25 protein-coding genes are annotated in these 26,720 nt (G+C 40.6%); 12 read left to right on the top strand and 13 right to left on the bottom strand.

Going from position 1 to position 26,720, the window contains the following annotated elements:
• Positions 1-60: 60 nt before the first annotated feature.
• Complete coding sequence (locus CWC28_RS17355) at positions 61-429, top strand: hypothetical protein (RefSeq protein ID WP_138625491.1); 369 nt, start codon at positions 61-63, stop codon at positions 427-429.
• A gap of 484 nt (positions 430-913) precedes the next feature.
• Here CWC28_RS17355 and CWC28_RS17360 read toward each other — a convergent pair whose 3' ends face one another.
• Positions 914-1,957 carry an IS110 family RNA-guided transposase gene (locus tag CWC28_RS17360; RefSeq protein WP_138625492.1) on the bottom strand — a complete coding sequence of 348 codons (1,044 nt, stop codon included), beginning with the start codon at positions 1,955-1,957 and terminating at the stop codon, positions 914-916.
• Between the two features lie 159 nt (positions 1,958-2,116).
• On the opposite strand from CWC28_RS17360, the gene CWC28_RS17365 reads away from it, so the two are divergent.
• Entirely contained in the window at positions 2,117-2,647 is a 531-nt protein-coding gene (locus CWC28_RS17365; RefSeq protein WP_138615738.1) for a hypothetical protein, read from the top strand.
• A gap of 837 nt (positions 2,648-3,484) precedes the next feature.
• Here the strand turns inward: CWC28_RS17365 and CWC28_RS17370 are convergent.
• The 4 genes from CWC28_RS17370 to CWC28_RS17385 form a co-directional block, all read right to left on the bottom strand.
• Entirely contained in the window at positions 3,485-4,237 is a 753-nt protein-coding gene (locus tag CWC28_RS17370) for a hypothetical protein (RefSeq protein ID WP_138625493.1), read from the bottom strand.
• Positions 4,238-4,862: 625 nt separating this feature from the next.
• A complete protein-coding gene (locus tag CWC28_RS17375; protein WP_138625494.1) occupies positions 4,863-5,825 on the bottom strand; it encodes an AAA family ATPase in 963 nt (320 codons plus the stop codon).
• Positions 5,819-7,891, bottom strand: coding sequence for a TnsB C-terminal domain-containing protein (locus tag CWC28_RS17380; protein ID WP_138625495.1), 2,073 nt, complete (start codon positions 7,889-7,891; stop codon positions 5,819-5,821). Before CWC28_RS17380 ends, CWC28_RS17375 begins: the two co-directional genes overlap by 7 nt.
• On the bottom strand, positions 7,879-8,502 hold the full coding sequence (locus tag CWC28_RS17385; protein WP_138625496.1) for a TnsA endonuclease N-terminal domain-containing protein: 624 nt from the start codon (positions 8,500-8,502) through the stop codon (positions 7,879-7,881). The genes CWC28_RS17380 and CWC28_RS17385 overlap by 13 nt, the downstream gene beginning before the upstream one ends.
• A 117-nt stretch (positions 8,503-8,619) precedes the next feature.
• Here CWC28_RS17385 and CWC28_RS17390 point away from each other — a divergent pair, with 117 nt between their 5' ends.
• The 4 genes from CWC28_RS17390 to CWC28_RS17405 all read left to right on the top strand — a co-directional run bounded on the left by CWC28_RS17390 (position 8,620) and on the right by CWC28_RS17405 (position 12,113).
• A complete protein-coding gene (locus tag CWC28_RS17390; protein WP_138625497.1) occupies positions 8,620-8,826 on the top strand; it encodes a hypothetical protein in 207 nt (68 codons plus the stop codon).
• Positions 8,827-9,772: 946 nt separating this feature from the next.
• The gene (locus CWC28_RS17395) at positions 9,773-10,009 is read left to right on the top strand and encodes a hypothetical protein (protein WP_138625498.1); all 237 of its coding nucleotides are present in this window, start codon (positions 9,773-9,775) and stop codon (positions 10,007-10,009) included.
• A 496-nt stretch (positions 10,010-10,505) separates the two neighbouring features.
• A complete protein-coding gene (locus tag CWC28_RS22280; RefSeq protein WP_212746799.1) occupies positions 10,506-11,300 on the top strand; it encodes a DUF6615 family protein in 795 nt (264 codons plus the stop codon).
• 189 nt (positions 11,301-11,489) lie between these two features.
• Positions 11,490-12,113 (top strand): sce7726 family protein, encoded by a 624-nt coding sequence (locus CWC28_RS17405; protein ID WP_138625499.1) that lies wholly within the window; start codon positions 11,490-11,492, stop codon positions 12,111-12,113.
• On the opposite strand, the gene CWC28_RS17410 is transcribed toward CWC28_RS17405, so the two are convergent.
• From CWC28_RS17410 to CWC28_RS17420, 3 genes are read right to left on the bottom strand one after another with little or no spacing between them, the layout of a single operon-like run.
• Positions 12,093-13,166: a beta family protein gene (locus CWC28_RS17410; protein ID WP_138625500.1), complete on the bottom strand. Its 1,074-nt coding sequence runs from the start codon at positions 13,164-13,166 to the stop codon at positions 12,093-12,095. The two genes, CWC28_RS17405 and CWC28_RS17410, sit on opposite strands and share 21 nt — an antisense overlap.
• Entirely contained in the window at positions 13,163-13,705 is a 543-nt protein-coding gene (locus CWC28_RS17415; protein ID WP_138625501.1) for an ImmA/IrrE family metallo-endopeptidase, read from the bottom strand. Before CWC28_RS17415 ends, CWC28_RS17410 begins: the two co-directional genes overlap by 4 nt.
• Entirely contained in the window at positions 13,706-14,368 is a 663-nt protein-coding gene (locus CWC28_RS17420; protein ID WP_138625502.1) for a phosphohydrolase, read from the bottom strand.
• A 627-nt stretch (positions 14,369-14,995) separates the two neighbouring features.
• Between CWC28_RS17420 and CWC28_RS17425 the strand changes: the two genes are divergently transcribed.
• The 4 genes from CWC28_RS17425 (at position 14,996) to CWC28_RS17445 (ending at position 18,600) form a co-directional block, all read left to right on the top strand.
• Complete coding sequence (locus CWC28_RS17425) at positions 14,996-15,568, top strand: hypothetical protein (protein WP_138625503.1); 573 nt, start codon at positions 14,996-14,998, stop codon at positions 15,566-15,568.
• The gene (locus CWC28_RS17430; protein WP_138625504.1) at positions 15,558-15,956 is read left to right on the top strand and encodes a hypothetical protein; all 399 of its coding nucleotides are present in this window, start codon (positions 15,558-15,560) and stop codon (positions 15,954-15,956) included. The genes CWC28_RS17425 and CWC28_RS17430 overlap by 11 nt, the downstream gene beginning before the upstream one ends.
• A 91-nt stretch (positions 15,957-16,047) precedes the next feature.
• Positions 16,048-16,584 (top strand): DUF1643 domain-containing protein, encoded by a 537-nt coding sequence (locus CWC28_RS17435; RefSeq protein ID WP_171038320.1) that lies wholly within the window; start codon positions 16,048-16,050, stop codon positions 16,582-16,584.
• 1,113 nt (positions 16,585-17,697) lie between these two features.
• Positions 17,698-18,600 carry an alpha/beta fold hydrolase gene (locus CWC28_RS17445; protein WP_062565546.1) on the top strand — a complete coding sequence of 301 codons (903 nt, stop codon included), beginning with the start codon at positions 17,698-17,700 and terminating at the stop codon, positions 18,598-18,600.
• Here CWC28_RS17445 and CWC28_RS17450 read toward each other — a convergent pair.
• The 3 genes from CWC28_RS17450 to CWC28_RS17460 all read right to left on the bottom strand — a co-directional run bounded on the left by CWC28_RS17450 (position 18,533) and on the right by CWC28_RS17460 (position 23,198).
• Positions 18,533-20,017, bottom strand: a complete 1,485-nt coding sequence (locus CWC28_RS17450) for a tetratricopeptide repeat-containing sulfotransferase family protein (protein ID WP_138625506.1) — start codon at positions 20,015-20,017, stop codon at positions 18,533-18,535. The two genes, CWC28_RS17445 and CWC28_RS17450, sit on opposite strands and share 68 nt — an antisense overlap.
• A gap of 145 nt (positions 20,018-20,162) precedes the next feature.
• Positions 20,163-22,748: a TonB-dependent receptor plug domain-containing protein gene (locus tag CWC28_RS17455; RefSeq protein ID WP_063703537.1), complete on the bottom strand. Its 2,586-nt coding sequence runs from the start codon at positions 22,746-22,748 to the stop codon at positions 20,163-20,165.
• A 297-nt stretch (positions 22,749-23,045) separates the two neighbouring features.
• Positions 23,046-23,198 carry an oxidoreductase-like domain-containing protein gene (locus CWC28_RS17460; protein ID WP_138625507.1) on the bottom strand — a complete coding sequence of 51 codons (153 nt, stop codon included), beginning with the start codon at positions 23,196-23,198 and terminating at the stop codon, positions 23,046-23,048.
• Positions 23,199-23,304: 106 nt separating this feature from the next.
• Between CWC28_RS17460 and CWC28_RS17465 the strand changes: the two genes are divergently transcribed.
• Both CWC28_RS17465 and CWC28_RS17470 read left to right on the top strand, forming a co-directional pair.
• Complete coding sequence (locus CWC28_RS17465; protein ID WP_105173788.1) at positions 23,305-23,715, top strand: hypothetical protein; 411 nt, start codon at positions 23,305-23,307, stop codon at positions 23,713-23,715.
• An 88-nt stretch (positions 23,716-23,803) separates the two neighbouring features.
• Positions 23,804-25,165 (top strand): leucyl aminopeptidase family protein, encoded by a 1,362-nt coding sequence (locus CWC28_RS17470; protein WP_138625508.1) that lies wholly within the window; start codon positions 23,804-23,806, stop codon positions 25,163-25,165.
• A gap of 1 nt (position 25,166) precedes the next feature.
• Here the strand turns inward: CWC28_RS17470 and gloA2 are convergent, their stop codons facing one another.
• Together gloA2 and CWC28_RS17480 are read right to left on the bottom strand one after the other, a co-directional pair.
• Positions 25,167-25,553, bottom strand: coding sequence for an SMU1112c/YaeR family gloxylase I-like metalloprotein (gloA2, locus tag CWC28_RS17475; RefSeq protein ID WP_063703538.1), 387 nt, complete (start codon positions 25,551-25,553; stop codon positions 25,167-25,169).
• Between the two features lie 70 nt (positions 25,554-25,623).
• A complete protein-coding gene (locus CWC28_RS17480; RefSeq protein ID WP_063703540.1) occupies positions 25,624-26,697 on the bottom strand; it encodes a ketoacyl-ACP synthase III in 1,074 nt (357 codons plus the stop codon).
• Positions 26,698-26,720: the final 23 nt, after the last annotated feature.

A 26,720-nucleotide genomic window follows, 5' to 3' on the forward strand; every position in this document is an offset into this window, starting at 1 on the left:
GTCTCTGGCTTTTAGCTAACCCACGAAAATGCGGAGGCTAGCACCTCATGGGGAGTCATTATGTCTATATGCCTTTGGAGAATGATGTTTAATTCAACGGATGATTACCTGTCAAAACTTGCTGAAAAAAATGTTCTCGCTGACGAAAAAGGTGCTGTTCTAGCTGCACTAGAAGAAGACGGAAAGTGGGAACAGTGTATAGAGTGGCGCATTTCAACTTACACTGAAACAACGATTTCATACGAAATGTTCAATGACGAAAAACGTTTTCGTGTCCATGTTAAATGCGATCATGAGTTTAGTTGTTTAAGCCCTACTGTTGAACGAGCATTAGAAATGGCAGGCTTGTACCAACAACTAATATTTAAGTTGTTTCATCAAGTTGGTTGGGCTTCTTGGGAAAGTATTGATGTTTTAAGGTCAGAGTAATCGGCATATAACACATATGAACCTTCTCGGGTCAAGTAAGCATAACGATTCTTTTTAGCTGCTTTAAGCAGCTAATTTGTCTTTGTAATCTTTTAAATCTGTTTATCTTCGGTATGTCTGTTAGCCGTTAAAAATCGTTTACGGCAAACACATATTGAGGGTCTCTTATTGCGATCTTATCGCTGCCTAAATCAGTTAATACATCAATTGCTTAGGGCCACTAGACATTTATCGGTTAACCTTAAACTGGCGCTATTCAAGGATATGGCTCATGTGTCCAGTTAGTTAAAGGCTCAGTTAAGGTGCAAACGATTTAATTCATTACAAAATTAATGCGCACCAATGAGGTGTCTAATCAAGGCCAAATAGCTTATTACATCGACAACACTTACCTGCGAACACAGCTTTTGCTGACTAAAACACAAATAATGCGTGGTTGTTCATGCTTATCTAGTTAGGAGAGCAGCTCACCTCATTGTGCGACTTAGCTTTTTAAAAACCTTTCATCATCGAATACCGTCTTATTCTTCAACATAAAATACACACAACGCCTAAGCTTGTGGGCAAGGACAGATAACGCTTTGGCTTTGCTCATACGCTTTTGCAGTTTGTTTAAGTAACGACGAGCTTTGTCATTGCCGCGTAAATAGAGTATAGCGGCTTCGCTAAAGGCCCATTTTAAATGACCATTACCAATCTTATTACCACTAGTACCATAGGTTTTACCAGCGGACTCGGCTTTACATTTCACGAGTCGGCAGTAAGAAGCGAACTTTTGTACAGATTCAAAGCGGTTAATGTCTCCAATCTCATACAAAATAGTCATCGCTAAAATAAGACCAATACCTGGGATGGTGCGAAGCTGAGTATAATAATTTGGCTGATGCTGCTTTGCTTTGCCCTCTAAGTAATATTCAAGCTTTTTAAGCTCTTCTGCGTAACTATCGAGAATGGCGAGGTCGAAGTTGATATTGCGTTGAACGGCTTGGTCTTCAAAACGCGTTTGGAATTCTTGACGAACACATTTGTTCTTCATATGTAGCTCAAGTGCTGGATAGTTGTATTGGCTATTAGTGTTAACTATATGTGCTTTTAATTGTGCCCCATGTTGAACGAGCTTAGTTCTTCGACGGAGTAAATCACGAGTAGAACGCATATGTGCGGGGTAATTGTAAGCAAGTGGAAAGTTACCACCTCGTAATAGGCTAGCAATTTTATATGAGTCAATTTTATCGTTTTTGGCTTTGCCTCCGTGAATCGCTTTCATGTAGAGGGCATGACCAAGCACAAAATCAATACCCTGTTCAGCACATAAGTCACTGACCCAATACCAGCAATGCATGCACTCAACACCAATAACGATATCTTCGAGGTAAGGGGAAATGAGTTTAAGTAATGCGGTTTTATCGGCTTTTATTTTCTGGTGAACAACTTTGCTGCCGCGATCATCAAGGATACAAACGTATAAAATGCGTGCATGTAGATCAATTCCACAATAATATTTATGATAATTAGTATAAAATTTCACTGAGCTTTCTCCTTTTGGTTTGGTCGCCTTGAAGTTTAGCTGTTCGCTAAACTTCGGGGAGAAGGTTCAATAAGTATCAAGCGCATGTTGTCGGACTGGTTTTCCGCTGCGCTCCAAACCAGCCGCAAATGCGGGCGTAATGTTTCTATGGAGGGGGAAGTGTCTACTAGGTTAATTATATTCTTATTCTTATTTTATCCAGCCGCTTTATACGCAAAAATTGGACCTGTAACTTGGGAAAGTTTAGTTGATGGTTCTGAAATAGTTGCTTTAGTAAAAATTAAGAATATTGAAGTGGTCGATGATGGTCATGGGACGACAAAGGTATTGATAGTTGATTTATTAAAAGGTTCTCAAAGTTCTAATGAAATTAATGTAAGTTGGCATTTAAGCACTGTTAGTAGTGCCTTATATGATATTCATGGTTACCACCTTTTATTTTTAAAAAAGACTGAAGATGGCAAATATAAGCAATCAGTAATAGGTAGATCGTTTTGGAAACTTTATGGTCGAAACAGAGAAAATTTGACTATCAGTCTAGAAACAGAGGATCCTCGCTTATCTACGATTATAGAATTACCGAGTGAATTTTATAAAATTGAGTCAGTACCAGTTAGGAATTGTACAATAGGCTATATAGATTCACGTATAGTTAGTTACAAGAAATTAAAAGAGTACTTTAATCAATAAACATAACAAGCCAAGTCAACAGGACAATTTTAAGCTGGCTTCCGTAGCTGCGCTCCTAATTTTAGCCAGCTTAAAAGTTGCTTCTGCTTGAGGCGTTATATACCTATGGAAGCATCGAAGAAATCATCATTTATAGCAGGCGGAATTATTGTAATTAGCGGAATGCTAATAGAATCACTGTCACTACCATTTTCTTGGGTGTTAAGCGCTCTCGTACTTTTTTCAACAATGTTTTACTTTTCATTGGAGAGGAAATTCATCGAGAATATAAACGAGGTGCCCATATAAGTAATGGCTTCTATAAAGGTCCTAAAGATGCCGAAGGTAGGCGTATATATGGTCGTTGTTTTTTGCGTATGTTAATTTGTTTTTTCGGTGCAGTTGTAACTAGCATTTTAATTGCATTAGTAAACGGTATATAACAAGGCCATTATGGCAATTGGACGCAAAACGCTTGGCTTGTGCTCCTTCGTCGCTAATTTTAGCCAAGCATTTATTCGCCCATTAGTAAGGCGTTACTGATTAAATACTCTAACGTGTTTTTGTCCAAAACTAAGTCTGCTCGCACAGTTGCTTTTCTTGCTAAATTAATAGGCCGTAGCATTGATCAGGGGCAACTTAACAAGCGTTTGTTGCTAGCACTTGCGGTGCTGGTAACTTCGTTCCGCTTCGCTTTATTACGGCCCCAATTGTTGGCGATATAAGCTTTTATGACCGAATTAGTTTTAGCCTCAACCTTCAGGTCATCTGTTAATACTGAATCGACATCAATAATCTAGACACTTCTCAATCGTTCTTGATGTCGAGTTAATAAACTCAAAAAATTCAGCGGTGTAACTAATCATGTGGCAGTTGGAGAAGCATTTGCTTAGTTAGTTGCGCTTTTTGTAGCTTCACAATTTCATTATACGAACAAAACTTTAGAGAAAAATCATGGTCCCATGGGAGCTTTTTAATTATTCCATTCTCACGAAGTGACAATAGTTTTTTTTCAGTTAAACCGGTTAGTTTACTGGCTTCTGATAGGGTTAATTTTTGGAGCGTGGACTGGGACTTTAGCGCTTTTATAAGGTCTAATAGACAATCAGGGTCCACCCTAAGAGACGTTAGGATGTCATAAGAGGGTAGATAACTCGATGCTAAGCGTTGTGTTAGTATTGCTTCCAATATTTTACCCACAGTTATATTTGACGCATGTAGGAGCGGCATAAGCTCTTTAAGCGTTGGCATCTGTTGGAGAGTGGTGTTAAATGACAGTGCGTTAAATACAGGGCTTATGTCAACTACCACGCCCTTATTGAGGTTTGCGGCTGAGGTAGTAATGATTAGTTCGAATTGCTGAAGCTGTTTAAGCTCAAACAATTCAACTCCGAATAACTGCATAGCGACATCAGCATGAGTCAATAATGGCGGAACTGAACAATTTGAGCCAGCGGCATTGTTATACTCACATTGCGCGAGTTGCTTGAATACTTCAATTGCAGGCCAATTTTTAGACTTAAGATGACGTTGCAATAAGGCTATGGGGATAGTGCGAAAGGTAATTGGCAATTGGTGAGAAAAGTTACTCATCGACACCGCTAACCACATTTTTGTGCGCCTTTCCTGAGTCAATAATACGAACCCGTCCTCGATGATTGACCGGATGTGATAGCACTTAGCAAACGTGTGCGTTTTGATGGACAGTTTATGTGGATTGCGAGCAAAGATACCTGCGAATAGACAGTCACTTAAGTCTTGTGGTGGCAGTGAATCGGGTAATACTGATTGGCATGCTTGCAGGGGGCGCTGGCACGACGCATTCGTGCATCGCGCATTAAGTAAATCTACATCCCAGTGAAGCGGGTGGGTGCAATGACTGCAGGTATCGATTAGCACATCATTGTGTTTGTCGCATCGGTAAATGAAAAGGGATTGGTGGCTTACTGGAATTACATTATCTTGCGCAATGCATGTAAGGCAAATGCGCGGCAATATGCTGTGTGGTTTTTTAAATAACACACAGCGAACACTTGCTTGACCCATTGATGCTGTGTCTGGGAGAAGCGCGTCGAGTTCGAATACGCCCGACTTTAGTCCTTTGGCGAGTCTCAGTATTACTGGAACGCTTAACATGTCTCGGATGGTGGTGAAACCATTGCGTTTGGCGAGGCGTAAGCAATAGCCGATGATGCTCTCTTGGGGTTTGCAACAAGGTGTGACGGCAAACTGCATACTAATCCTCAGCTTCAAGTTGTTTAAAGTAGTCTTGTTTCACGCATAGCATGGCCTCATCGACCTCGTCTGCGTCCATTTGTTCGGTATCGAAAGGGTTAATTGCGCGTTTAGAGGTGAGCAAAAAGCGTTCGCTGAGATAAGCTAACAACTGAGGTGTGTCCTCAATGTAGTTGGGACGCTCTTCATCAAGAAACAAATCTTCAAGGGTTGAAAATGCGCGCTCTGTGTAAGCTAAGTAAATCCGGTCAAACAGTTCTTTGTCGTCTGGTGCCACCAATTCTCTGAAGCCAATTTTTTGAACGAAGTAGTTCGTGACACGTATCCACTGGGGGGAGCGAGGCTCAATGCGTTCGAGTTTGACTGGTCGCAGCATGCGACGAGATAGTTGCTCATTATCGTCGACAGTATTTTCGCAAGCGCCAAATGCAAGCAAATGCATTGCACGCGTGCTGCCAACAAATACAAAGCTAGTCTGCAAATCTTCCGCATCTATTAATGCACACAGAAATTTCAACATCTCTAACGCGCGTTGTCCGTCGGTTTTAGGAAGCACTTGTTGAATTTCATCAATGATGAATAACTCAATACACTTTTCTCGAACGAGTGTTTTGAATTGATGCAGCAACACACCCGCACGCGGTTTGCCTTTGGGCGGCGTTTGGCCAAGAGCAAGAATGAGTATGCACAGCAGGTCGTCGGGGGTTTTCTTTGACTCATCGAGTCGACAATAAAAGACTGGCGCTTTAAGCACCTCCGCGGTTTTGATTGTTGGAAACAGTGATAGATACTGTTTTACAGTGAATGTCTTTCCTTCACCGCTGCCGCCATATAGCAGCAACGCTCGCTTACCTGAAGCGCGCTGATGTAGCTTATGCACAGCGTGAAGAAACTCCCACGCCTTGCGCAAACTATCGTGAGGAATAAGTGAGGTCGGCATATCTTGTGTTGTTTTTACTACCATTGCGAATTATCTCGTCTCTTTCTGTTTTTCTTGGTTTTTTTGCTTTGAGTCCAATCGCTTGGTGGCCCTTCATTTGCTTGCTGAGACTCACGCTGAGTAAGTGCAGTGTGGGCATCTGGGAGTGATGCACATTGACTTTCACTTAAATGTGACTGCTCAACACGCGCTTCGGCGCTGAGTGACCGCGTATTGTTTTCTTCAAAACTGGCTGCTTTTGTGCCTGAACGCTTGGACTTGTTGCTGTACTTCGGTTTGCGCAGTTTATCTACATCTCCAACCAACTTGCCACGCGGTGGCTCAGCATAATCGCTGTAAATCCCAAATGACTTTGGTTTTAATCCAGCGAGCTCTTCGTATGATATACGTTCGGCATCGAGTTCTAAGTCGCGGTTGTAAGCCAGTACTTCTTTGTGTGAATTTTCACCAGGTATAAGCGCGGTAACAGACACGGTTCTTGCGTCAAATGGGTTGTAGTGCACTGCAACCTTCGGAGCTTTGCCGCTACTTTTGTCTTTATATAAACTTATTTGCTGGAACAGCGACTTCAAATCTGGGCTGGCGAAATCGTGACCATGTAATCTTACTGAGCCGCGTTTATCGAGCCTGTTTGAGCCTTGCTTTACAAATACGTTGAAAGCCGGTGCCATGGCTTCATAATCAGGCAATGCTTGAAGAGACACATGGTGATGCGCGTGCATTGAGTCGTTCCACATCTCAGTTGGCGAGCGATTAGTTTGACCATGAGTCTTATTGCTGTACTCGACCAGGTACCGGTGTAACTGGTCTTTAAACTGACTGACAGTGAGTCGTGCTTCTTTTTGAAGATTAACACCCACATCGGCGGCGGTGCGTTTTGCATAGTAACCAGGGATGCCAACAAGTGCTTTCCCATCGCTGTCAAAAATTGTCCATCCCTTGAAAAACTGTTTACGCATCACGCTGAAGAAAGACTCGATAAAAGGTTTGGCTTGCGGTTTCAATGCGGGTGTGTAGATGAGCGAGCTTTTGAGTCGTTTTACAATTTCTCGGACAATATTATTGTTAAAGCCAGGGCCGTTATCCACCACGTAATTCACTGCATTACCTTGGCCTATCAACTGACTGTCTTTTAACAGCATATTTTGAAAGAGATTTACCACATTTTCTTTGTTTTCAGCTTCGCCAATCTCAACGACAACAGAGACTGGCAGTCGTGAATAACAGTCAATAGCGACCAGTAAACTCACTTTTTCAGTGGCTTTCCCAGTATCATCATCGATGAGGCATAGATTCAATGTGATGCGGTCCATTTCAACACGTTGCAACGCATAATTTTGTCGATATTTTCGTGTGAGAGTCAGTAAAAGCTGATTTCGTTGTGCTTCATTTGCCGACTCGTACTCATGGTCAAATGCTTTGAGTTCATCGATTCTTCGACGAAATGTCCGCTCGCTTGCAATGTGCGTTGGTCGTCGTTCAAGCGGCATGCGTTCGATATGTTCGCAATAGGCTGTATAGTGCCCGCGCTTTTGCTCTGATTTAGACCCATTGAATGTGTTTGATAAAAAGCTCAAAAGAACAGATTCTGAATAACTGTCGAGGCGCACTTTACAATCGCGCGCTTTCGAGGCCAGTGCATCATCCTCTTTGAGTGATTGGACCCATGTTTTGTACCAGCGCGAGATGGTTGAGCGTGCTGGGTGGCCCTTGCCACCGAGCTGTGGATTGGCACTTTGAGTATCTGGATGGCGTTTTTCAACTTCCTTTATCAAGATATTATAGGTCGATAGCGTCGTGTGATTCAGTCCACGCTCGGTTACGAGCTGATGCAGTGTGTGAATGTATTTAACACGTAAGTCACGTACACGAATTTGAGGCTCTGTCAGCGTTGGTCTGGGCGTGAAATCAAGCGCCGGCTGCAACTCACAGCATTGCAGTTTATTTTTGAACTCCTCCACCGATAGAGGTAGAGCCGTGGAGGGGTTATCATCTTCTTGGAGAATGACTTTATAGGAGTCTTCATATAGTAAAGAGACCGAGCGTCCGTCGTCAAAGTTCAGTTTACCTCCAATCCCTATGCCGAACATGAGTCACCTCCGCGAGCTTTTTGATTAGCTGTTAAGATAGTTTCGCTCGACAAGCAGTTGCGTAGGTCTGTGTCATACCAGGCGTCAATAATCAGCCTGTAAGCGAGCGATAGGGGCGCGTCGTCTCTCTCTGCTAGCCAAGAAACGAGCTCACCGAGCGTTAGACTGTGCGGCAAATCACACAGCAGCAAATCATCCGGTATAACATCCGCAGCAATAAAGAGCATTTGCTCATAAGCCCGTGTGCAACCAAGGTTTATGTAACGCTCTGTGACCAATTCAATTGGGCGGCCTGTGGTTTTAACAGAGTAAGCAGAGAACTTTTTAAGCTTCTGTGCATACTCACCGTCGACGCGAGAAGACTGGTGTACTTCAATGTATTTGCCTCGGCCACTGTGATACACAACCAAAAAGTCGGGCGTGTACGATTGCCCATCGCATGACATGGTTTCAGGCTGGCTCGCATAGCTTTTAACGTTCGGGTCTAATTCCAAACCTCGTGCAAAGGCTGCTTCTAAAGCGCTCTCTAGCTTAACGGCACATTGATTCTTGGGAGAGTACATACGAATTATGTGACGCCCGCGATGTTTGTTTGCTTTATAATGAGTCATAACCCCCCCCTAAAAGCGCATCAATCCATTTCATTCTTGCTGTCTCTTTTTTCAAAATAGAACAGCGGGAACATAACAGGCATTGTATTTTTACAACATTAAGCGTTTGAAAATTTAATGGAAATTTTGGCTGTCGGAGGCTCTTTTTGTGTCTGGCAGCCGGGTAAATTGACGCAAAATCAGCGCGAAGAGGAAGAAATGATGAGCGATATTGCTCATAAAATTGGGGCGATTGCATGGTCTGACCACCTTTCGATTACAGACGAAACAATCTGGATCTTACCTTACTCCTGTAGCTTCCAAATGTCACGAATAATTGGTTAAAAAATAGCAGGTCATTGATTTTGAATGCTAACTGTTGGGTTTTTTGAGTTTGTAACTAACGTTTTACAGGAATGCTATGGCCATAAATACGTTGATTTGGGGGGCGCCTACACCAAAAATGCGTTTTACAGCAATTATAAGTGCGTTTTTGTGTGCCAAAAGGAGGGGATGGCCAAATACGTTTCATATTTCTTCATCAAAGAACAGTGATGCCTCTTATTCAGACCTCGACGAGAAGAACCAGCGCAAAGCAGAATTATCGTGGTACATCAATTATGAGAGAAAATTATTCGGGGTCCTTTGAAAATCAGCTCTCGGTGGTTATGGCAAGTTCGCGAAAGAATTCTATTGTGCCTCCAAATTATCGCAGTACATTTTAAAAACGCATCAAAAAATGCGTTATCGGCAAGAAACCTTGGAGATATTTTTAGATTGTTTTTCATACATATCTTGAAAGCCATCAATACTGCCCAAATACTATACAATGAGGAATAACCTCTTTAAATAAAAGGATCAAATCATGGGTTTGAAACCAGGACCAAAACCAATAGCCAAATCAACGGGCAAGCCAGATCAACGTCGACGAGACAATAAAAAAACGCCAGGAAACACTTCAGGCCTAAAGCCAAGTAAGTCCTCGAACAAGTAAAGCTGCCTCAATGTCGAGTCAGAGTAAGCGGTACTGACTCTTGTTGCTAAAACCCATAAAACACTTTTGCCCTAACACGAGCTAAGCTTAATTGCTCAGGCTAGCAGCCTCTGTACAGATAAGCCTATATTTGCTTATTAAGACTAATTTAGGTGTAATGAATACATAATAAGCGCTGAGTAATTTAGAAAAAGCATACATAATACTAGCTAAGTTGATCAAATTCCAAAAAGCGGCTTTGACACACAAATTGCGTGTTGCATAAATACTAAAATGTTATACGTACATGGAGAAAATATGAGTTCGAAAATTGAATTATGGGATAACAATAATAATTATATTTATGGTGAGCTTAAGGGTACTAAGTTTGAGTTATGGGATCACAAAAACAACTACATATACGGTGATTTGAAATCTAATAATAAAGTCGAATTATGGGATCACAATAATAATTATATCTATGGTGAACTCAAAGGCACCAAGTTTGAGTTATGGGATCACGAAAATAATTATATATACGGTGATCTCAAGTAAAGCACTAAAATATGTGAGCTAGATAGTTATAACAATCGCATTAGGGGTGGATGCAAAAAGCTTGGCTTCGCTCATTCTTCGCTTAGTATAGCCAAACTTTATTGCGGCAATTATGTGTTTATGAGAAATTAGTGACCAACTAACAATTTGCGAGAACATTACAATCAGTTGGTCAAATCTGTTCTGTTAATTATTTTGAATTGTTTTTTCTTAGACTAATTATACTGATGGTACATGTGTGTCTCGTACAGGTCATGCCCAAAGTATTATTTCTGCTGGCTTCACTTAAAAAGCATTGGAAACAGTCATCAGCTCTCAATTACCAAGAGTTTCAACTGAATGAAACCAGAGAAAAAGCCCTAAAACTGTTGGCACAATTAAAAAACATGCTAAGGCCAAGCACAAGGGATAGCGCAAGCTGTCATAAAATTTCGAACAAATTTTCCGTCAGCTAGCACTAACCATGTTGGCGGCGTTAAGTTCACAAGGAGGTTCAGTGCTAGATCATCACCTTAATATTGTTTGTGACGATGTTTGGAATCGTCTAGACAACTCTACACAGTTTGGTATAAATCAAGGCGAAGAAACATTAACAGACAATTTGTTGATATATTTAGCCTCTCAAAAATTATCAAACATTAAAATTATCCAAACACCTAAAAATAAAGAAAAAGTTAAAGGAACAGATTGGGAGTGGTGGATAGGCAACAGAAAGCAAGGATATTTACGCTATGCTGTTCAAGCAAAAAAGCTGGATTTGAAATCAGGCAGGTATGCGTCGTTAAATCATGTGATAGGAAAAGGTAGTAATGCCAAACCGCAACATGAAATATTAGAAGCTTATGCTAAAGCAAATAAAGCGATTCCAATATACGCGTTTTATAATCACTTGAAACATTCTGAGTACCCGAAGAGCTGGAACTGTCCATTACCTCTTGATATTCCTAAATTTGGATGTACTGTCACGCCTTTAAAAAACGTTAAAACTGCACTTTCGAAACGAGGTTTTCGTACTTTTGAAAAAATTCACGCGTTTCCTGAGACTGTTCCTCTAAGGTGTTTAGCAGTTTGTCCCAATATTGCATTTTCAAATAATACCCGTAATAAAATGGGGGAAGTGCCGAAGGTGTATGAAAACCCTTGGGGTTGGGTAAGCGAAATGGGTCACTTAACAAGTTATGAAGAAATGCCTTCTCAGTTTTATAATCATGAGTTAGGCCTGTACCCTAAACGCATTTTACTAATCGAAACCAGTGAATGTGAACTTAACAAGCCAATCAAGCAGGAGTAATGAGTTACGCCTTCAAATCACAAAATGATTTACAGTCAACTTTGATATAGAAAAAGTAATAAGAGTCAAAAGACAAGACCTGATCTCTAAGTTGGGAGAATAACAATAAAAAGGGTGTTAACAATATGCTTGCTGATAGGCTAGTGATATACGATAATGCTGTTTGTATATACAGTTAAAGTGGCATAGATGACAGAGCTAGAAATTAAAAAACTAATAGTAAGGTACTTTCTAGAAAAGTATGAAAATTTTGTTGTTGGTGCTGAGTTTTCATTTCAATTTGGTGAAAGACGAGCGGATCTAGCATTGCTAGATGATGGCTACTTAACTGCCTTTGAAATAAAAGGTGCTCGTGACACTGTATCTAGGTTGAATTATCAAATTGAAAGTTATAAAAAGTTTTTTGATTTTTGCTTTGTTGTGTGTGAACCAAGCAATCTGGCTGAAGTACGAGCAACGATTTCAAGAGATGTTGGCATCTTTCTGGTCGAAAATGGCAAAATTACTCATGTTCGCCAATCAAAACAGTTCAAACGACACGATAAAAGAGTGTTAGCCAGTGCGTTAAGTGTGCAAAAGTTGACTGCTCTATCGAAAGGAAGCAATTTAAGATCGAAGCACGAATTATGCGACTACGTATCAAAAAACAATACGTTAGAGTCATTAAGACAGTTATCAAGAAACGATTTTAATGAAAGATATGGGGTGGCTTCAAAACTGTTGAGACAAGAAACTACCCTTCATTTGACGTCGGATGACATATATACAATTACAAAGAAAGCTCCGTCATTACTAAAACGAAGAATCGTCTGATTCTCTGAGTAAAATTCGACTTTTAATGTAGTAGTTCATGCGAACTGATATCCAAAATGCGGGGCTAATGCCTGATGGGTTATCATTTGCTGCTGCTTGGATCTCTTCATCAGCCCACACTCCAAGCGGCTTATATGATGTTGTATCTCTGACAGTGTGCTCTGCAGCTCTTACATACCCACCATTGTTTCGACGGTACCTTTTATAGGTGAATGATTTTCCGTCTAAAGATGCAATATCAACTCTAGGTACAAAAGTACCGCCTTTCATTTCAATTTGTTCGGTGTTAATTGAAACGTAGTCGCCATATTTGATTGGGAACTCTTCACTAATACCCTGATAGATATCTTCTTCATAAATCCTAAACTCACCTGCAATATCTTCGCCACCAGTTTGAGCAACATTCGATGGGAAACTAGAGCAGAGCATTACAACGCCTTCTATTTTATCAGCGAAGGACTCCGTACCTGAGCATGCTTCAAGGAAAGTATCAACTACATCATTAATGGCTTTCTTTCTTACGAATTCAGCATCTAGAATTACGTAGAGTTTACAATTTTCGTTCAGGTGCCTTGTTATAGGAGTTAGATAATATTCAACTTCTTCGTCACTTAAGTCATATGGCAATCTAACCGCAAGACAATTAGTTCTTGCAGAAGCAATTCTTACGAATTCTTCAACGTCTTCGAACTTCCCGTCATCATCTTCATACAAGTGAACCATAGGGATGATGTTTAAGTCACAATGTAGATCAAACAGAAAATACTGCCACTCTTTAAAGCCGTTGTGTTCTGATAACAACTGCTCAATCTGAGGGTTGATATATTTTTCGTTTGTACTCAAATCAAGTATAAATGGTCGCTTCTTCTGAATTTCAGCAATTTGCTTCATACGGCGATATATATCACCATCAGGTGCTTTTTTTGTTTTTCTCGATTTGGTTAGTTCGTAAATTGGCAAAATCTTTGAAAAATCATCATCATTGATGTGTTCAAAACAACGGAGTTCGCCATCTCTAGTTTTTATGATCGGGAAATAGACAAATTCACTCATAGATTATGTCCGTCATAACCAAGAACTTTGGCTCTAATTCGAACTGCATGAGAAGATACTTGGAAGTGCATAGCAACATCTTCAACCTTTGATGATACGTTGGCTATGAAATTATCGAAAGCATCTTTAGGCATCAATAGTGAGGCTGCAAAATCATTGGCTTCAGCTTCCATCCAGTTTGTTTCCCCATTTCTAAAGAAAGTTGTATCTTCAAAGCTATCACTGTTAGCAGCATGGCGAATGCGATGTGCAATTTCGTGGGCTATTGTAAACCTTTGCCTATGCGGATGGTGTAATGAATTAACGGTCATTACCCAACAGCCTGACTTTTTCTCTTTTTTTAGCGAGCCTGATTCTTCATCTTGCATCGGCTCGTATCTAACAGTAATCCCTAGTTGTTTGGCTAATTCAGATACATTGACAGGGTCAGTTTCTAAGCCCTTGTCTTCAGCAAGTGCTATTAGATGTTCAGGTGTAGACAAATCTTCAAATTCTGTCGTTGTTTGAGTTTTTCTACCAGATTTTCTAACGAATGCCATCTATTGTTCCTTTTTGACAAGTAGGGATTCTTTGCCTTCAGATTCGGATATATCTAACTGAGCTACACGTTCCGAAATGACCTTTATTTGTTGGCGTAGGCTTTGGTTTTCTGTTTCTAAAAGTTGCAATCGTTCTAGAGCTTCATCGACAGTTCCTAATGACCTTTCAAAATCGCCAGCAGTAGCATTTAGATCGCTTTGTACAACCCGAAGCCGTGATTCTGCTTCATTCTCAACTTTTGCATTGAGTAAGTGATTAAACGTATCACTATGCATATATTTTTTTGTGATTTCTTCAGCTTTTTCTTCTGATGTACTTTTGATGTAAATCACGGATATTGCAGCGATCAAACCGTTAATAGCTATAAGGACGGTGATTATTGTTTGATAAAAGCCAGTTTGAAATGACCAGACATCTTTAAGGCTGATTAATGTCCCACTCTTGACTAACTCACCAATAATGTGGGATGTGAATGGATCGTTGATATTATCAGCATTAGCAAGTGCAACTGAGTCGGCATAGCCAAGGTAAGATAGTAGTGATGGAGAAGGTAAACATACGAGTAACACCAGTAGCACAATGCAAAAAAGTGAGCATGTGATTAAGCTTACAAAAAAGATTGTCTTGTAAATGCTAGGGCTAGCGGGGGTATTCTCTGACATGCTTACGTTTCATCTGTTGTAATTCTTTGTAGCTTACTATACATCTGATTCATATAAAATAATTTAAGTCAATATGGTTGCATATTCCAGAGTTAAAACCAATAGGGCTAAGTCTTGTCTTTTGCTTTTTGGTGGCAGTTTTTCTATCAGGTTTAGCTATTTGTCATGCCTGAAGTTATTAGTTATTTGCTAATGTTTGATTTTGAAAAAACATAATTTTGTCTACCGACGAGTTATAAATATAACTCGCCTTAGCCCTAAATGGGTTAATGAAAATGCTCTAAGGGCGGCTTTAAGTGAACAGATATAGTGTTATTCATCTAATGCTATTGGCAATACTCGATAAATCTGATATTTCACTAACTCTCATATCATCACCAATGTAGGAAGCTGTGTAAATACACAGTACTGTTGTTTCGCTCCCATATTCAAGAAAATGAGCGTGAGCGATGAGCGTATTTTCTTTTTCTGAATACCTTTAGTGTCAATAAAAATATTATAGTTGGCAATGCATTACGTTATTTGTTAATAATAGATTTATTAATACATGCGCGTGACATTGGCAGGAAGATGCGCGATCGGCGCACTATAAAATGTTATACCCACAGTACGGAGAGATCATAGCTTATGGAAATACAATTTGACTTGAGCGAACTTGATGGGCAAGAGGTTTCACAAGAAAAGCTTGATTTGCTGCGTGCTTCAATGGGCATAGCTGATACAGATGATCTCGCTCCACGCTTAACCAATTTGGCCCACGCAGGACTAATTGAATATCTAGAAATGCTAGCTGGAAAAGGAATGCCCAACCGAGCCGACGAAGCGAAACAAGATCGTCTCCTCTATATAATAAAGAAAGTATTTTCACCTCGTCTACCTAGTGAAGATGACATTTCTATCATGTTCCAATTGACTACAACTCAATCTAAAACTCTTTTGCGAAATACCCTTTCTAGGTATCGAACTAAGCTGCATGAAGAGCTCCACCAAACATTAGAGGAAATATACCGATCGGCTGAGGCTAGTGGTGAAGGCTATGATGTGACAATATTGTCGGATGTCTTCGTCGAGCATTTAAATCTTATCGTTGCCAAAGAAGGAGCTGGTTATAATCCCATAAGAAAAAAATCGGTAGGTTCAAGAAAGTATTTCATTGCTTCTGATACTCACACAGCCTTAGGGAATTATTTTGGAAACTAGCCTGCCAAACATTATATCTGCTTTAAGTGTCCTCTTTGGTGTTGCCGTTTTTCATATGGGCGCGAATGCAAATAAAGTGAAAGAAGCGCTTTCAATAGATAAGCCACCTAAGGAACAAGTTGCTACTCTTAAAAAACTGCGATCTACAATAGCAACGACTATCTTGCTGAGCAGTATGCCTAACTTTGCGATGCTAAGCGCAATTTCGTTTGTAATGCTTCCTCAGGCGGTGAAACATATAAGTACAACGAAACTTAGTTTGATCAACTTTGATTTTATGATAACGCTTTATCAGCTAATCTGGATCATAGTAGCTTTTTACACAATAGCTTCGCTGGTAAATATAATAAAATTGGTCATTAAATGGATCAAATTTGGCAAGGTATAACAAGTCAATCAACTTCGCGCTTTCAGCGCCGGACCCAGTATAGCTGCTCTGGTTATTGAAGAGTTGGTATGTAACAAATGGAGTTGCAACATTGACAATACAAGTTAATAGAACAATAAAGGTTTCTGCTGAGTTCTCAAACGACACTAAGCAAAGTTTACGTTTTTCTCTAACAAAAGCTTGGGGAGGCGGTGAGAAGAAAGCTTTGTTTATATTACTCAACCCAAGTAAAGCAGATATCGTCCGAATGGATAATACATTCGCCAATGTGGTTAACTATTGCGTGGATGCAAACTTTGATGCCGTGACAGTCGTAAATTTATTTCCCTATAGATCTACAGAGCCCAAGGATTTAGTTGGGAACTATGATTTAGGGCTTTCAGAGAATTTAAAGGTGCTTGAGCGTGAACTTGGACTTGCCAATGAGGTGTTCATTGCTTGGGGAACTGAACATAACAAATATAGCCAAGCGAAAAAAAGGTTTGAGTCTGTCCTTAAAGAAAGTGCTGATGGGAAGCGCATTTCTTGTTGGTACGATGAAAATGGCAACTATCCCAAGCATTTGCGTATTCTAGGCAAAAACTGGGTAAATAAAGACTATGAGTTTGTCTTTGAGTCAGTTACATAACAAACTGTTTAAGAGTGATTCGCAACGCGTGGCAATTTTATTATGCGTTGACTTTAGTGTTTAAGCTGGCATGCGTCGGCTTCGGTACTGCATTGCTCCCCCCTTAACAAGGCACCTTCCTCCATAGAAGCTTTTATGCGAAATTAACCTAATACAGCCGATTACTTAAAACGTTCCTGTCCAAAGATGGGTTACAAATATAACTGCCTCAAAGCGAGTTAACGTAAATGCTCTAAATATCTATTTTCAGAGGTAGCTAAACATTGAGGTTCCTTCTTGAGCGTTTTGTTACGGATCAACCTTTATCAACACCTTTGTGCGCACAAGTCGCACCCCTAAATTCTTGGTACCATAGTCCAAAGGATATTTGCTTGATGTTCTTAACGAAAAATAATTCGTAATGATTTGTATATTTGGATGATATGTGAAGTTCGAATTCAAGAAAGCTCCGGTAGGTTTATTTTTAAATCCAGAAGCTTTCTCATTCAGTATGTTTTGAATATCTAAGCCTAAATAACATTTTTATTTTTCGGTTCAATGCTCCATTTTTTCAGAATATTGATGAAGGTCTTTAAGCCTACTAGAGAAAGTTTTTCGTCAAAAATAATCGCTCCTGGTTAGTAAAGGAAATACCAAACTTTGATAGCTTAAAGATATTAATAAACCTAAATAATGCCTAATAAAGCAAGCAATAAAGCATATAATGCCTACTTTATTGTGCATCATGATTGTTAGAACTTATAACTGAAGCCCACCGAAAATGTTTGTTGGTGAGGCATGCCCTCACGTTTCGTTTTGGTGTTACTTACATATATTTTGTGTCTTTATCTATAAAGACATCAGCCCCGAAACCATAGAAATCATCAAATAAACTTTTTCAGCACCATTTCATAGCTTTTAGTTAGAGATCATTTAGCCAAAGGCTCCTGCAAGTCGAACTTCTAACTTTAATGAATAATGGCTCTGCATTGGTGTTACTATTTAATCAAAATCTCATCGTGCCTGAGATTCTCATTTTGAGTGGCAATCGCCACAGGCAAAACTTGCTTTGCTGAATAGACTGGCGTAACTTAACACTGGTACGATGAGTCTATAAGAATAAAAAGGTCAAACGTGACGATTAAACAAGAATCGGTGTTTATTAAACTCGCCGAAAGCCAAACCTTACATTTACGCCGTATCAGTAAGACTGATGCGAAAGGCCCTGCGGTGTTTTTTATGCATGGTGCCGTTGAAAATGGCAAAATCTTTTACACCCACAGCAATAAAGGTTTAGCACCATTTTTAGCTGAGCATGGCTATGTTTGCTATGTGGCAGATTTACGTGGTCGTGGTGAGAGTAAACCTGCGATTTCAAAGCATGCAAAGTATGGTCAAACCGAGGCTATTTTAGAAGATATCCCTGCATTTTTAGATAAAATTAAGCAGCTTGAAGGCGAGCCTGCTCGTTATTGGGTGGCGCACTCATGGGGCGGGGTGTTAATGAACAGTGTGTTTGCCCGTTTTCCTGAGTTGATTGATGATGTTAAAGCCTGCGGCTATTTTGGTTCTAAACGGTCTTTGTATAACCATCATCCAAGCAAGTATATTCAAGGTAATTTAATTTGGTATGGCTTGGCACCCTTAGTTGCCCGTAAGCATGGCTTTGTTCCGGCTAAAAAGCTGAAGTGGGGCAGTGATGATGAAACCCGTAAATCGCATTATCAAAGTATGCAGTGGGCTAAGCGTAAACCTTGGGTCGATACTGACGATGGCTTTGATTACGCCAACGCATTAGCTGATAAGGCGCTGCCGCCCATTATGCATGTGGCGGGTATTAAAGATAAAGCCCTATGCCAGCCGATTGATATTGAAAAGTTTATGGAAGAGTCTGGCATCGGCAAGCAAACGATGACCATTTATGGCCGTAAGTTTGGCCATAAGGTCGATTATGATCACATTAATATGCTTACTCACCCACAGGCGCGTTTTGATCAGTTTGTTGACTTGTTGAACTGGTTTGAGACTCACGCATAAGCGTGTGCATTGCGCTCTCGTAGCGTTTGTATTTCTCTAATGCTTTATCACTTAACGGCTGTCTCACAGCCGTTTTGCTGAGCGTTGCCACCGGTTTTTTTGACTTATAAAAATCTAAAAATTGTGTGCTGTACTCAATGTCTAAGAACTTACACAGGGCTGTTAGTGTTTGTTCGCTGTCACTGATAAGTGCTTCATAGCTTAAATCAAAAACCGCCTCTGGCATCACGTTTTGCCAATGTTCCATTAACTGCTGATACAAATCAAAGTACTGTTTAAACTCTGGGAGTGAACAAAAATAAGGTTCGTTTTCAGCAAAATAGTTGCTAAAAACTGACCAAGCCATTGCATTATACTCGCGCTGCATATTAATAAACTTGGCGTTAGGAAAGAGTAAGTAAATCAATCCAAGTGACTGATAGTTAGCTGGTAGCTTATTGATCATAAAGGGGCGTACAACTGGCGCTTGTTTTATTCGTTCAATATAAATAGTGCGGGCATTGTTAATTAGCCCTTGGTTTAGCTCTGCTAAGCAATCTGGGTAGGGGAGTTGCGTTTGTTGTTCAAGGTATGTAACAACCTGATTACTGATACTGGCATCTTCGCCAAGGCTGGCAAAGTCATTGTGGCTTGCCAGCATTTGCTCTACCAGCGTTGAGCCACTTCTTGGCATGCCAATTATAAAAATGGGGGTAATTGTGCCTGTGAATGTTTTGTCTCTGGCATCAATTAGCTCAGCTGTATTTTGCTCTATGATGCGCTGATAAAAAGGCACTAAGTCACGGGTTTTAAACTGCGTGAGTTTTGTTTGTAGCTTATTAGCAAGGCTGAAGTAGTTAAAAGCTTGTTCTGTATCATTTAACTGATCATAGCTTTTACCCAGTGCATAATAACACACCATTTTTAAGCGCAGATTATTGGTTAAAGTTAAAAACTGGTGTAGCTCATTTATGTAATTTTGTTCGTTGTTAAAACGTCCAAACTGCACTAACTCAAATAAAATGTATGCTTTTACAGGGTAATTTCCCATACCAAGGGCATGTTTTAAAATATTGTAGGCTTTGTCTAGCTCACCATAGGTTAAATAATGCTGAGCAAGATAGTAATGTGGCTCAGGGTTATGGCTGGCAATTGACTTTGCATATTCGAGTACGGTTAAGGCATCTTGTGGCGAATGCACGCCATTAAAAGCATCGGCAAGGGCATGGAGTGGTTCAAGCATGTGAGGTAGTCGTTCACAGGCTCTTTGTAGAAGGTAAACCGCTGCATCATAACGCTCTAAACGCAGGGCAATGCGGCCTAATCCAAATAACGCTTCGCCATTTTCAGGATCTGAATCGAGAATGGTTTTAAAATGAAACTCGGCCTCTTTAAGCTTGTTTTCATTCAGTAGTTGGTTCGCTTTTTCTAACAGCATAGGAATGGCGGGTTATTTGTTATTTTTATTTACTATAAAACGAAAAAGGCGAAATGTCTTTCGCCTTGAATAACTATAAATATCCAGAATAAATCCGGGGTATCGACTTTCTAGGCTGATTGCTCAACCTAGAAAGCGGTTCTATTTAGAAAGTATACGTAGCTTTCACGTAATAGAAGCCACCGTTGATACCGTACGGCGACGTTTCGTAGTATTTACCACCCCAGTTGTTGTTAGGGATGCCAGTACTGTCATAGAAATCAAGTTTCTCTGCTTCTTGGTCGAATAAGTTTGTAGCACCTACAGAGAAGCTAAGCTCTTCAGTTAGGAAGTAAGTTACTTCTGCATCAATCGTTACTGCTGCATCAGCTGTTTTCGCTGTTGCATCATAATCTACGTGAACGCCTTGGTATTCGCCATAGTAGTTAACACGTGTAAATGCAGAGAAGTTTTCCCACTGTTGTGCCCAGCTAAGCGTTGCACGGTGATTTGGTAAGTCATTTTCTAAACGGCTTACTTTAAACTCACCAGTAATGTCTGTTGACTTAGTTACTTCAGTGTCGTTCCAGTTGTACGCTAAGCTGAATGTTGAACTACCGCCTAGTAGGTCAGTTGAATAGTTAGCAACTGCATCAATACCTTGCGTTGTTGTATCAAAGTCATTCGTGAAGAAGCTTACTTGCGCTAAGTTTTGTACGTTTGGTACACCCGCTGCTTCAAGTGTGTCTTTATCAGCTTGGCTTAACTCAATTTTATCTGATTGACTGATACGGTCATCTACTTGGATGTTGTAATAGTCAACAGTGAAGAATAAGTCACCAATTGTCCAAACTGCACCAAATGTATAGCTTTGTGATTCTTCGGGTTCAAGCTCTGTACCACCTAATTGCACGGCAATTGGGTTTGTTGGTGGTAAAAGTGCTGAGTCAACAAGTACACCGCTGCTTAAGTTTGTTTGTACGTTACTTACGTTTGCTTGACCAACGGTTGGTGCACGGAAACCAGTACTGATTGAACCACGCACGTTTAGGTCTTCAGTTAAGTGGTATTGAGCCGTTAACTTGTAGTTTGTTGTTGAACCAAATGAATCATAATCTTCATAACGTAGTGCTAAGCCCATTAGGAAGTCTTCTGTGAATGGAGCTTCAACATCAACGTACGCTGCGTAGTTACGACGTGTGTATTCACCCGCATCAGATGGTTTAAAACCAGGGAAACCATTCGAACCGATACCAAAACCTTGTTCAGTTAGTGGACCCGCAGTGAAAGACGCTTCGTCACCAGAAACAACTGTGAATGTTTCTTCGTGCCATTCTAGACCACCGGCAACGTTTACATCGTAAGCTAAACCAAAATCAAACCCTTTTGATAAATCAGCGTTAAAGTTTTTCTCTAACTGTGAGTATTTACCTGGGCTGAAATCACGAGGGCTATCTGGACCTAATGACGCATTGATTGTGTCATAGATGAAATAACGTGATTCGTTATAACCAACTGTACCACTTAAGTCATAGTAAGCACCTTCAAGGAAACCAGATGTGATTTCACCTTTAGTACCAATTGTTAAAGCAGTATCTGTGATGTTACCACCGAAGTTAGGTGTAAAACCGCCTGGAAGCATTTCGTTAAATGCAAAACAGTCTGGGTTGTTAGCAACTAGATCGATGTATCTTTGGTTATCTAAAACGTTATCATCAATCATGATATCGGTAGGACAGTTCCCGCTCATATCGCCAGTTAAATCACCAACAAGCAGTGTTTCGCCACCATCATTTGAGTAAACACCTGGGCGAGTGTGTGGGTTACGATAGTAGAAACCACCACGTACATCACGCTCAGAGTAGTTACCAAACATGTAGAATTGCGATGTGTTGCTTAAGTCTAAACCGATGTTACCGAAGATTGAGATATCATCATCAACTTCAGGCGCACCCCAAACTTGTGCTAAAGAAGAAACGTCTGGCACACCTGCAGCGTTAAGCGCTGCTGCATCAGGACGTTGCACTGAGCGGCTAGTTGCATCAGCTGTTTTATATTGGAAGCTTAAGTTAGCAAAACCGCTGTCAGTAAATGGTAAACCTACGTTACCTGAAATTTGCGTTGTATCGCCATCGCCTTCGTAGTATTCGCCTTGACGAATTTCGAATGAACCACCTTCAGAGGCATCTTTTAATACAAAGTTCATTACACCTGCGATTGCATCAGAACCGTATTGTGCCGCAGCACCGTCACGAAGTACTTCTACTTGCTTTAAAGCAATACTTGGAATAACTGAGATATCAGCACCTTGAGCACCATCATTGATACCACCACCTAAGAAGGCGATAACTGATGCGCGGTGACGACGTTTACCATTAACAAGCACTAATGTGCTGTCTGATGGAAGACCACGTAAGTTAGCAGGGCGAACAAGTGACGCTGCATCACTGATTGGGTTTTGGTGAACGTTAAAAGAAGGAACTGAGCCTTTTAAAAGCTCAAGCATATCAGTGTTGCCGCCTTTATCTAGCTCTTCACCACCGATGATATCAATCGGTACTGGTGAATCGCCGATTGAACGTGGTGCTGAACGAGTACCTACCACGGCAATTTTTTCTACATTTTTATTAACTTTAGTTTCTTCTGCTGCTTGCTCTGCAGCAACAACTGAACCCGACACAAACAGGCCTGCTGTTGTTGTCGCTAAAGCAAATTTAATTGCTTGTTGTAGCGCATTATTTTTGAATTTCATTCCGACTTCCCCAGTTAGAATATTTATGATTATGTCACCAAAGCTAATCAAAAAACTTGGTGTAAATCTTTTATACAGCCTGTAAATTTATTTTGCAAATTGTTAATACGATGTTGTTTTTGGCTTTTTTATTTGCAAGTTATTATTGTTTTTTTAATTATGTGCATGAAATTGCAGGGGATAAATTATTCTTGTTTTTTCTTTTGTGCGTAAGAAAGTATATAAAATATCCAAAAATATTTTAAAAAAGGAATTTTTTGATTGGTTTTTGAGCGGAATTGGATTTGGAACGGTCTATTAGGCTTGTTGCGGAATTTTGTTTAATTGCCATTGTTTTAATTTTTCTCGGTATTCATCCCACACACATGGGCAACAACTACCACCACCACAACATTCATCTGGGGCCGGCTTTTGGGGTTTTGGCTCAGCCTGTTGTATAGGTGTGTTCATTTTTAATACTGAAAAATAATTACGAATAGAGTATGAAGAATAAAACAAAAACTAATATAAGTAAATTATGCTTTGTGAACTTCGCATGCTGTGTGAAAATAGCCAAATGCGATTATACAAAGTTATTCATCGAGCCCCATTCAGAGTGGCTAAAATTACCAAAAAGCGTCAGACCCTACGTTTCAAGCGCGCTATGGTAGCACTTAAAATCGCACTTGCCCAAGAAAAGCAAGAAACAAAAGAGATGCTTCATATTTATAGGCGATACACCCAAGGCTTAGCTACTAAAGAAGAGTTACATACAGCCAATGAGCAGTTTTTAGATATTTTAAAAGGGCTCGGTTTAGGTGTCTTTGCTGTATTGCCATTTTCACCTATCACCATTCCTTTAGTTGTTAAACTAGGGCAATGGGTCGGTGTTGATGTTTTACCTAGTTCGTTCAATATGAACCGCTCAATTAAAGAGCTTGATCAACAAGTCGAAAAAGAAGAAAAAGAGAAGCAAAACAAACACTGATTTGGTTTTGCTTATCTGATTTTGCCTATACCTTTTGTACCAAGTTGTTGGTATGCTTAATTACCTTTTCTTTATATCGAGTCGTTTAATGAGTTCATTAATTCGCCATTCTTCTACGGGAATTCCCCTTTCATTTATTGCTAAAGCTGACCTAGCAACGTGGTTAACCAAGCAACCACAAGCTTTACAAAACTGGCTAACAAATTGTGATTTTAAAAACAAAGGCATCGCGCTAGTTGCAGATAGTGAATCAGGTTCGCTTGAGCATGTTTATTGTTTAGTTAATGATTTACAGGACTTTTGGTTAGCGGGTGACTTATCGACAAAACTGCCAGCGGGTTGCTACCAAATTCAAGGTGATGACAGTTTTGTCGAACAGGTTGCACTTGGTTTTGTACTAGGTGGTTATGAGTTTAGTGAATATAAAGAAAAACCATCGCCTCGTGCCACACTTGCTATTCAAGACGAATCTTTAGTTAAGCGTTTATCGCAGCATGCAAGTGCGATTAATTTAGTCCGTGATCTAGTTAATACGCCTGCTGCAGATATGATGCCGCAACATCTTTCTCAAGTGATGGCAGATTTAGCAGACACCTTTGATGGTGAGTTTAGCGAGTGGGTTGGTGATGAATTATTAGAGCAAAACTACCCAACGATCCACATGGTTGGTCGCGCATCTGAGAATAAACCGCGCTTACTTGATTTACGTTGGGGTGCAAAAGATGCTCCGCAGATCACCTTAGTAGGTAAGGGGGTGTGCTTTGATTCTGGTGGTTTAGATTTAAAACCAAGTTCAGGCATGCGTTACATGAAAAAAGACATGGGCGGTGCTGCGCATGTTATTGGCCTTGCACAGTTAATTATGGCTGCCAACTTACCAATTCGTTTACGAGTACTAGTACCTGCAGTTGAAAATGCGGTTTCTCGTAATGCATTTAGACCAGGTGATGTGATCAAAACACGCAAAGGGATCACTGTAGAAATTGATAACACGGACGCTGAAGGTCGTTTAGTACTGTGCGATGCACTTGCTGAAGCGCAAAACGACAACCCAGAGCTGATTGTTGACTTTGCAACCCTAACAGGTGCTTGTCGTATCGCTTTAGGGACTGAATTGCCTGGCTTTTTCGCAAATGACCGAGATGTTGCGAACAAATTAATGGATGCCGGCGAAAGCTGTCATGATCCAATTTGGCAATTACCGTTATTTGATCAATACAAAGCATTATTAAAAAGCGACGTAGCTGACATTGCCAACTGTGCATCAAGCCCATTCGGTGGTGCAATCACTGCTGCGCTTTATTTAAAAGAGTTTGTCGAGCCAAGCACGCCGTGGGTGCACTTTGATGTGATGGCTTGGAACTTACGTTCATTACCAGGTCGTCCTACAGGGGGTGAAGCACTGGGTATTCGCGCCGTGTTTAACTACCTACAAGATCGCTTTCAATAATCTAGAGTTGGTAAAGCTCTAACGGTAGATCATCGGGATCGGCAAAAAACGTAAATTGCTTCCCGGTGATTTCATCCACTCTTATTTCTTCAACTGAAATACCTTGTTGCTCTAAATATTCCTTAGCGTTTGCAATGTCGGCAACTTTAAATGCTAGATGTCGAAGCCCTTGTGCCTCTGGATAGCTGGGTCTTTGTGGCGCTCCGGGAAACGAAAACAATTCTAATTGGCTACCATCAGGAAGTGCTAAATCTAATTTATACGAGTCACGTTCAGCGCGGTATAGCTCGTGAATAATCGGCAGTTTTAATACTTCACTATAAAAATGCTTTGATTTGTTGTAATTACTACAGATGATTGCAGCGTGATGGATGCCTAATAATTCCATGGTCGATTCCTTTTATGCTCATAAAAAAACGCGGACTAAGCCGCGCTTTTCTATTAATGAATGCAGCTTTTTATTCTGCCGCTTTACATGCCGCAACAGCCGGTGCAACAAGTTCAAGACCTGTTTTATCACACTCAGGTAGAGCTGCATCAGACACCGCAATTGGTGTCACGCGCTCGCCCCATTTAATGTAACTTGCCGCCCACGTTAAGCCTGCACCAAATGCCGCTGACATAATGTTTGAGTTTGGCTTGATAAGCCCTTGCTCAACAGCTTCACAAATTGCAATCGCAATTGTCGCAGCAGATGTATTACCGTAATCGGCAATGTTCACCATGACTTTTTCGTCAGCTACTTTCAAGCGTTGCTGAATAGCTTGGATAATACGTAAGTTTGCTTGGTGAGGAACTAATACGTCAATATCATCAAGCTGTAATTGTGCTTGGTTTAGCACGTCATCACAGGCTTCACTCATACCTTTAACAGCACGCTTGAAGATTTCACGACCTTCGAATAACAAGTTAGACGGGCCAATTGGCTCGTATTTATTTAAATCACTACCAAAGTTTTCGATGTGTAAGATATCGCGATCTTCACTGTCACAGCCAGTTTTAGTTGCAAGTAAACCAGATGGCGTATCTGAGGCTTCTAATACAACGGCACCAGCACCATCACCAAATAATACAGCACTGTCGCGGCGCGCCCAGTTGATGTACCAAGTCATGCGCTCAGCAGCAATAACGACTGCTTTTTTGATCATACCTGCACGAATTTGCGCTGTGGCTGCTTGTAATGCATATAAAAAGCCTGAACATGCAGCGTTAGTATCCATTGCTGCTGCGCCTACCGCACCAATATTTTTTTGCACTAGAGACGCTGTATTTGCCACCATTGTTGATGGAGTACAAGTTGCAAGGATCACAAGATCAATGTCTTTGCCATCAACGCCCGCGCAGGCAAGGGCATGTTTTGCAGCAACCGTAGCTAAGTCGGCAGTAGAAACATGGCTGACACGGCGAGATTTGATGCCTGTACGTGTGGTGATCCATTCATCGTTGGTATCAACAATATTGCTAATTTCTTCGTTGCTGATGCTTGCTGGTGGTATACATTTACCCCAGCCAGTAATTTGGGCATAAGACATAATGTGTTCTCTTTATGTGGTCA

The sequence above is a fragment of the Pseudoalteromonas sp. S4492 genome, assembly GCF_005886115.1.
In the GTDB taxonomy this organism is placed as follows: domain Bacteria; phylum Pseudomonadota; class Gammaproteobacteria; order Enterobacterales; family Alteromonadaceae; genus Pseudoalteromonas; species Pseudoalteromonas gelatinilytica.